This is a genomic window from Bacillus sp. JJ1764 (assembly GCF_036962145.1).
Classification (GTDB): domain Bacteria; phylum Bacillota; class Bacilli; order Bacillales; family Cytobacillaceae; genus Neobacillus.
Genome location: NZ_JBALNY010000015.1, coordinates 1 through 7,010, shown reverse-complemented (window position 1 = coordinate 7,010; position 7,010 = coordinate 1). Strand labels below are relative to the sequence as shown.

The following is a 7,010-nucleotide window of genomic DNA, read 5'->3' as shown; positions in this document are numbered from 1 at the left end:
TTTTGGATGCTCTTGGGCAGGCGCCAAGAGGGCTTATTGGCGACTCTTTTTCTAAATTGATTTATGAAACTCTCATAATGACTGCTCCCTCCTTTTTTCTACCAACCGGGCTTTATGAACTCCTCATAACGACCGCGGCCATCCTGTTTTTCACTAATCGGGCTTTATAAAAATGAGTATCATAAAAAAAAGAGTACTCGCAGTTTTAAAAAACCACAGAGTACTCTTTTCAAATTTTAGCCCCTTAATACCGCGCCAGCTTTTTCTTCTAATGCAGCTAATACGCGATTGTGAACCTTTGTTACTTCTTCATCTGTTAAAGTCCGTTCCGGATCGACATAACGTAGGCTGAATGCCACAGATTTCTTGCCGGCTTCAAGCTTGTCGCCTTCATACAGGTCAAATACCTGCGCTTCTTGAAGCAGTGGTGCACCGGCAGTTACAATGATTTCTTTCAGGGTGCCTGACACTGTTTCACTGTTTACCACAAGGGCAATATCTCTTGTGATGGATGGGAAACGAGGAATTGACTTATACTGCAATGCAGCAGTCTCTTCGCCAAGAATCGCTTTTAATGATAGTTCGAAAACATAGGTGTCTTTTAAATCCAATGATTTTTGGACACTCGGATGGACTTGACCGGCAAAGCCAATTTTTACACCATTTAGTAGGAGTTCTGCCGTACGTCCCGGATGCATGCCCTCCACTTGCGACTGGACATATTGAACGTTTTCAGTTAATCCAAGCTTTTCAAATAGTCCTTCTAAGATTCCTTTTAAGACAAAGAAGTCAACTGGTTTTTTCTCGCCTTGCCATGAGTGCTGGTGCCATAGGCCTGTAATTGCCCCTGCAAGATGCTCTTCTTCTTCAGGAAGCACCTCCACACCATTTGATAAAAAGACATTGCCCGTTTCATAAACAGCCAGGCTGTCGTTTTGTCTTGCACTATTGTATTTAACTACTTCCAACAGCTGCGGCAGAATGCTTAAACGAAGTACGCTTCGATCTTCGCTCATTGGCATTGCTAAACGGATTGCTTCGCGTTTCTCCATTGCAAATTGAGCTGCTTTATCTTCACTTGTTAAAGAATATGTCACTGCCTGATATAGTCCAGCACCTTCTAGATATTGACGGACAACACGGCGTCCTTTCTGGTATTCGGATAGTTTACCAGGTGTTGAAGAGCCAATCGGCAATGTTTTTGGAATATAATCATACCCATAAAGGCGAGCTACTTCTTCAAGTAAATCTTCCTCTATTTTAATATCGCCACGGCGCGTCGGTGCCGTTACAGTGATGGTATCATTTTCAATACTGGAACCAAATTGCAAACGGTCAAAAATTTCTTTTACTTGATCCATGCTAAGTTCTGTTCCCAGCACCCGATTAATTTTTTCAAGTGTAACAGACACAACTGCCGGCTCAACTGTTAGCACATCTACTTCTGCCGCACCTTCTAATACCTCACCGCCTGCATACTTAGCCATTAAGTACGCGGCACGTTCTCCGGCTGCACGAACACGATTAGGATCAACACCCTTTTCAAAACGGGCACTCGCTTCACTTCTTAAACTATTATCTTTCGAAGCTTTTCTAACCGTAGCTCCATTAAAATATGCAGATTCTAATAGAACATTAGTGGTATCAGATGTTACCTCAGAATTGGCTCCGCCCATAACTCCAGCCATGGCAACTGGCTCAACGCCGTTGGTGATGACAAGGTGTTCGGAAGTTAAAGTGCGTTCCACATCATCAAGAGTTACAAATTTTTCGCCATCATTCGCGCGACGTACCAAGATCTCTTTAGAACCTAAGCGGTCATAATCGAATGCGTGCAATGGCTGGCCGTATTCAAGCAGAATGTAGTTGGTAATATCAACGACGTTATTATGCGGTCGGATACCAGCGGACATTAATCTTGTTTGCATCCAAAGCGGTGATGGACCAATTTTTACGTTTTTGATCATTTTTGCCACATACAATGGATTGTCTTCTTTTGCTTCGACGATAACTTTTACATAATCAGTTGCTTTTTCATTGGAAGGCTGAAGATCTGTTTCCGGCAGTTTTACCTCTCTGCCAAGAATGGCAGCTACTTCGTAAGCCACACCAAGCATGCTTAAGCAATCTGATCGGTTTGGTGTTAAGCCAAGCTCGAGCACTTCATCATCTCTATTTAATAACGCAAGTGCATCACTGCCAACCTCAGCATCAGAAGGGTAAACAAAAATCCCCTCTGAATATTCTTTAGGAACAATTTTTCCTTCCATGCCAAGCTCTTGAAGGGAACAGATCATGCCATTGGATTCCTCGCCGCGAAGCTTAGCCTTTTTTATTTTGAAATTGCCGGGTAGTACAGCGCCAACTGTCGCTACGGCAACCTTTTGATCTTTAGCCACATTAGGTGCTCCGCAAATGATTTGCACTGGGTCACCTTGGCCAATGTCCACTAAACATTTGCTTAGTTTATCAGCATTTGGGTGCTGTTCACGTTCTACTACGTGACCAACAACTACTCCTTTAATTCCTTCATTTAAAACTTCTACACCTTCTACTTCAATTCCGCTTTTCGTAATTTTTTCAGCAAGTTCTGCTGCCGTTACTCCAGTCAAATCAATATAATCTTGGAGCCATTTATATGAAACGAACATCGGTCGTCAACCTCCTATTTCTCGTGTAATGAAAATTGCTTTAAGAAACGAACATCATTTGTATAGAAATGGCGAATATCATCCACACCATATTTTAACATCGCAATTCGCTCTGGACCCATTCCGAAAGCAAAACCAGTGTATTTTTTTGAATCATATCCAGCCATCTCAAGTACGTTTGGATGAACCATTCCGGCTCCAAGGATTTCAATCCAGCCAGTTTGCTTACATACATTACAGCCATGACCACCGCACATTTTACAGGAAATATCCATTTCAACCGATGGCTCTGTAAATGGAAAGAAGCTTGGGCGTAAGCGAATCTCACGGTCTTGACCGAACATTTTTTTCGCAAAAACTTCAAGTGTTCCTTTTAAATCGCTCATGCGAATATTTTCTCCGACAACCAACCCTTCAATTTGCATGAATTGATGGGAGTGAGTCGCATCGTCATTATCACGGCGATATACTTTACCAGGGCAAATAATTTTGATGGGTCCTTTACCTCCATGCTTTTCCATGGTGCGGGCCTGAACCGGTGATGTATGAGTACGCATTAAAATTTCTTCAGTAATATAGAAGGAATCCTGCATATCACGGGCAGGGTGGCCTTTTGGCAGGTTTAACGCTTCAAAGTTATAGTAATCCTGTTCCACTTCTGGACCCTCGGCAATTTCGTAGCCCATACCGATAAACAAATCTTCAATTTCTTCAATGATTTTGGTTAATGGATGGTGACTGCCCGTTTTAATCGGACGTCCAGGAAGTGTTACATCAATGCTTTCAGATGCTAATTTTTCAAGAACAGCAGCTTCTTCTAGCTCTGCTTGTTTGGCTTCAATTTTTGAAGCAATGGCTTCTCTTACTTCATTAGCAAGTGCCCCCATAATTGGGCGCTCTTCTGCAGAAAGTTTCCCCATGCCTCGCAGCACTTCGGTAATAGGACCTTTTTTGCCGAGATAGGCTACGCGAATATCGTTTAATTCTTTTAGGCTTGAAGATTGTTCTACCTTTTGAATAGCTTCAGCTTGCAATTCCTTTAATCGTTCTTGCATTCTATTTCCTCCTTAATGGTTTATGTAATGGTTTCGAATGAGCGTTTTGGGAAAATAAAAAAACCCCACCCCTAAAAAAGGGACGAGGTATTAGTCGTGGTACCACCCTTGTTAACACATATGTAAGCCATTTGTGTTCACTTCATTCGGATAACGGCTTCTGCCGATGCATCTTTACATTATGAAAAATGGTCCCGATGCCAACTCAGGAGGTGAACTTCTTTTGTCTTTCCCATAAAAGTGCTTGCAGTCTCGGCACTTTCTCCCTGGATGTTCTTTGACAAAATACTTTTCTCCGTCATCGTTTTTGTATTATCAATATTGTTCAATATTATATACTAATTTTCCTTGTGTTTCAAATAATATAACAAAATTCCTGTTGCAACTGCGACATTTAATGATTCACTTTTGCCGAAGATAGGAATATATAGGTTGGCAGTGGTCTCAGCAAGAAGTTCTTGATTCACACCATTCCCTTCATTTCCAACGATTAAAGCAAATGAATCTGTAGGTGAAGTACTAGTATATGCTTCAGCCCCCTCAAGTGCTGTACCGTAAACAGGAATATTTTTTTCTCTCAATTGATTCATCCATTGCAGCAAATCCCCTCTAATAATGGGAAGATGAAAATGGCTGCCTTGGGCAGAGCGCAACACTTTTGAATTAAAAATATCTACACTGCCGCGGCCGACAATCACTGCATCGATCCCAGCAGCATCAGCCGTTCGAATCATGGTTCCAAGGTTACCCGGGTCTTGGACCGCATCAATCAGAAGATAGGTTTTGGCATCGGACAAAGCTTCAGGTTGATTATCCTGGCGGCACACTGCAAATATCCCTTGGGAAGTTTCTGTTTCTGCGAGTTCTTTTTCGATTTCCTCTGTTACAGAAAATACCGGAGTAGAGCCAACATCCAGCCTTGATGGCATTCCAATTTTTTCAGAAACAATTACTTCTAATACTTGCTCCGGTTGCTTCAATGCTTCCTCTACCAAGTGATATCCTTCTATTAAATAGGTCCCTAAGCGGTCACGTTCTTTTTTGGTTAATAGCTTTTTCCATTGTTTAACTTGTGGATTTTGCAAAGACTGAATATATTTCAATTCTGTGATCCCCTTTAATTTACTCTGATTTTTCCATTATAGCCTAATTAAAATACATAATAAAACCAAATTTAGAAATGATAATAAGGAAATGTGTGAAAAAGGAGAGATTTGCGATGAACTTAAATTTACGAAATGCAATTATTCACAATGTTTCCGGAAATACACAGGATCAGTTGGAAGATACAATCGTGGATGCGATTCAAAGCGGTGAGGAAAAAATGTTACCCGGCTTAGGGGTATTATTTGAAGTCATTTGGCAAAATTCATCCGAAGATGAGAAAAAAGAATTGCTTACCACTCTTGAAAACGGCTTAAAACATTAATTTACAGGGCTGTCGACTTTTTAGAAGTCGATGGCCTTTTTATTGAAAAAGTTTTTTCTTGCGGAAAATATAATTTTACTTGCAAAATATCTTTATTTACTTGCAACCTACACCCATTTACTTGTGAAAAACTCTCCTTTACTTGCAAAACATTTTTATTTACTTGCGAAACATTCCCTTTTACTTGCAAAATAAAAAAATCCCCTCAGCCAAGAAGCTGAGGGAATCAGGATATCATTCAAAAGTTATCTTATCAACTGTCTCACGGTCAAGACGTTTGATGACTTCAACAATTAGCTTAACAGCATTTTCAAAATCATCACGATGCAGCATGGCCGCGTGTGAGTGGATATAGCGCGTTGCGATTGTAATTGCCATAGCCGGTACACCGTTATGGGTTAAATGGATCGAGCCGGCATCTGTACCGCCGCCTGGAATGGACTCATATTGATAAGGGATGTTTAATTCATCAGCAGTATCAGTGACAAAATCACACAAGCCTTTATGAGCCACAAGGGATGCGTCATATATGACAACTTGTGGTCCTTTACCCATTTTACTCATTGCTTCTCTTTCGGTAATTCCTGGAGTATCTCCAGCGATACCAACGTCTACAGCAAAGCCGATATCCGGTTCAATTTTAGATGTTGCCGTTTTGGCACCACGAAGGCCGACTTCTTCTTGGATCGTACCAACACCGTAAACAATGTTTGGATGGTCAACACCTTGGAGTTGTTTCAACACTTCAATGGCAATCGCACAGCCAATCCGATTATCCCATGCTTTTGCTAACAGCATTTTTTCATTGTTCATTACCGTAAATTCAAAGTAAGGGACAATCATATCACCAGGACGAACGCCCCACTCGGATGCTTCCTCACGGCTGGAGGCACCGATATCGATAAACATATCTTTGATTTCTACCGGCTTTTTCCGCGCTTCAGCAGATAACACATGTGGAGGCTTGGAACCAATAATTCCGGTTACGTCACCTTTTCTTGTAACAATTGTAACCCTCTGAGCCAACATGACTTGGCCCCACCAGCCGCCAACAGGCTGAAAACGGAGAAAGCCTTTATCATCGATTTGGGTTACCATAAAACCTACTTCATCTAAATGCCCGGCTACCATAATTTTTGGGCCGCCTTCTTTTCCAACCTTTTTGGCAATCAGACTTCCCAAGCCATCTGTGGTGATTTCATCTGCTAATGGTGCTATGTATTTTTTCATGACTTCGCGTACTTCACGCTCATTGCCGGGAATTCCCTTGGCATCCGTTAAATCCTTAAGCATTAACAGTGTTTCATCTAAATTAGGCATAATAAACCCCCTTTTATGTATGTACACTCTTATTATATCGGAACCCTAAATATTTTAACAAATTTTTCTGTTAATAATTATTTTGTTGTCTTTGATAATTTACTTCGTTTTTTGAAAAATATGCCTGTTCCATTTCCTCATAAGCAATTCCTAACAGGCTGCCAAGCTGAAAATAGGCTGAGAATAATTTTAGGTAATTGGCTACATTTTTTTCTTTTTGAAATTGACTGATCTGGTTATATACCTGCAAAAATTGTTCGGTGACATCAGCGATTTCCGGTTTTACGTCTAATTCCATTATTTGTTTATCAAACCCACATTCGATTCCGAGTGATAAAATAAAGTGCACTCCATCCACATATTCCTCAAGGATTACGGCTTTGGGGGAGGCCGGTTTGACACTCCAAAATTTAAAGCTGCGCGCTTCATTTGCTAATTCACCAAGTTCCACCAGTAAAGCTAGTACTTTTCTAGAAAATAAATCTTCGTTTTGAAGCTGATGCTTTTGCTCAATATGAGAGTCCAGAGCCTTTTGCATTTGGAACAATTTTTCGA

At 41.0% G+C, this 7,010-nt stretch carries 7 protein-coding genes and 1 other annotated feature; of the genes, 1 reads left to right on the top strand and 6 read right to left on the bottom strand.

The genetic code is table 11. The annotated features are described in order from the left end of the window. Window positions 1-236: 236 nt before the first annotated feature. The 3 genes from pheT to V7083_RS02170 all read right to left on the bottom strand — a co-directional run bounded on the left by pheT (window position 237) and on the right by V7083_RS02170 (window position 4,809). A complete protein-coding gene (pheT, locus tag V7083_RS02180) occupies window positions 237-2,651 on the bottom strand; it encodes a phenylalanine--tRNA ligase subunit beta (protein ID WP_335474902.1) in 2,415 nt (804 codons plus the stop codon). Window positions 2,652-2,665: 14 nt separating this feature from the next. Beyond that, complete coding sequence (gene pheS / locus V7083_RS02175) at window positions 2,666-3,706, bottom strand: phenylalanine--tRNA ligase subunit alpha (RefSeq protein ID WP_335474899.1); 1,041 nt, start codon at window positions 3,704-3,706, stop codon at window positions 2,666-2,668. A gap of 75 nt (window positions 3,707-3,781) precedes the next feature. Next, window positions 3,782-4,017, bottom strand: a binding site (T-box leader). Between the two features lie 27 nt (window positions 4,018-4,044). After that, complete coding sequence (locus V7083_RS02170) at window positions 4,045-4,809, bottom strand: TrmH family RNA methyltransferase (protein WP_335474897.1); 765 nt, start codon at window positions 4,807-4,809, stop codon at window positions 4,045-4,047. A gap of 116 nt (window positions 4,810-4,925) precedes the next feature. Here V7083_RS02170 and sspI point away from each other — a divergent pair, with 116 nt between their 5' ends. Continuing rightward, window positions 4,926-5,135, top strand: a complete 210-nt coding sequence (gene sspI, locus V7083_RS02165) for a small acid-soluble spore protein SspI (RefSeq protein ID WP_335474895.1) — start codon at window positions 4,926-4,928, stop codon at window positions 5,133-5,135. A 1-nt stretch (window position 5,136) separates the two neighbouring features. Here sspI and V7083_RS02160 read toward each other — a convergent pair whose 3' ends face one another. The 3 genes from V7083_RS02160 to V7083_RS02150 all read right to left on the bottom strand — a co-directional run. Further along, the gene (locus V7083_RS02160) at window positions 5,137-5,325 is read right to left on the bottom strand and encodes a hypothetical protein (RefSeq protein WP_335474893.1); all 189 of its coding nucleotides are present in this window, start codon (window positions 5,323-5,325) and stop codon (window positions 5,137-5,139) included. 44 nt (window positions 5,326-5,369) lie between these two features. Next, the gene (locus V7083_RS02155; protein WP_335474891.1) at window positions 5,370-6,455 is read right to left on the bottom strand and encodes a M42 family metallopeptidase; all 1,086 of its coding nucleotides are present in this window, start codon (window positions 6,453-6,455) and stop codon (window positions 5,370-5,372) included. A gap of 70 nt (window positions 6,456-6,525) precedes the next feature. Continuing rightward, window positions 6,526-7,010, bottom strand: a 485-nt coding sequence (locus V7083_RS02150; protein ID WP_335474889.1) for a dUTP diphosphatase, incomplete at its 5' end; no start/stop codon positions are given.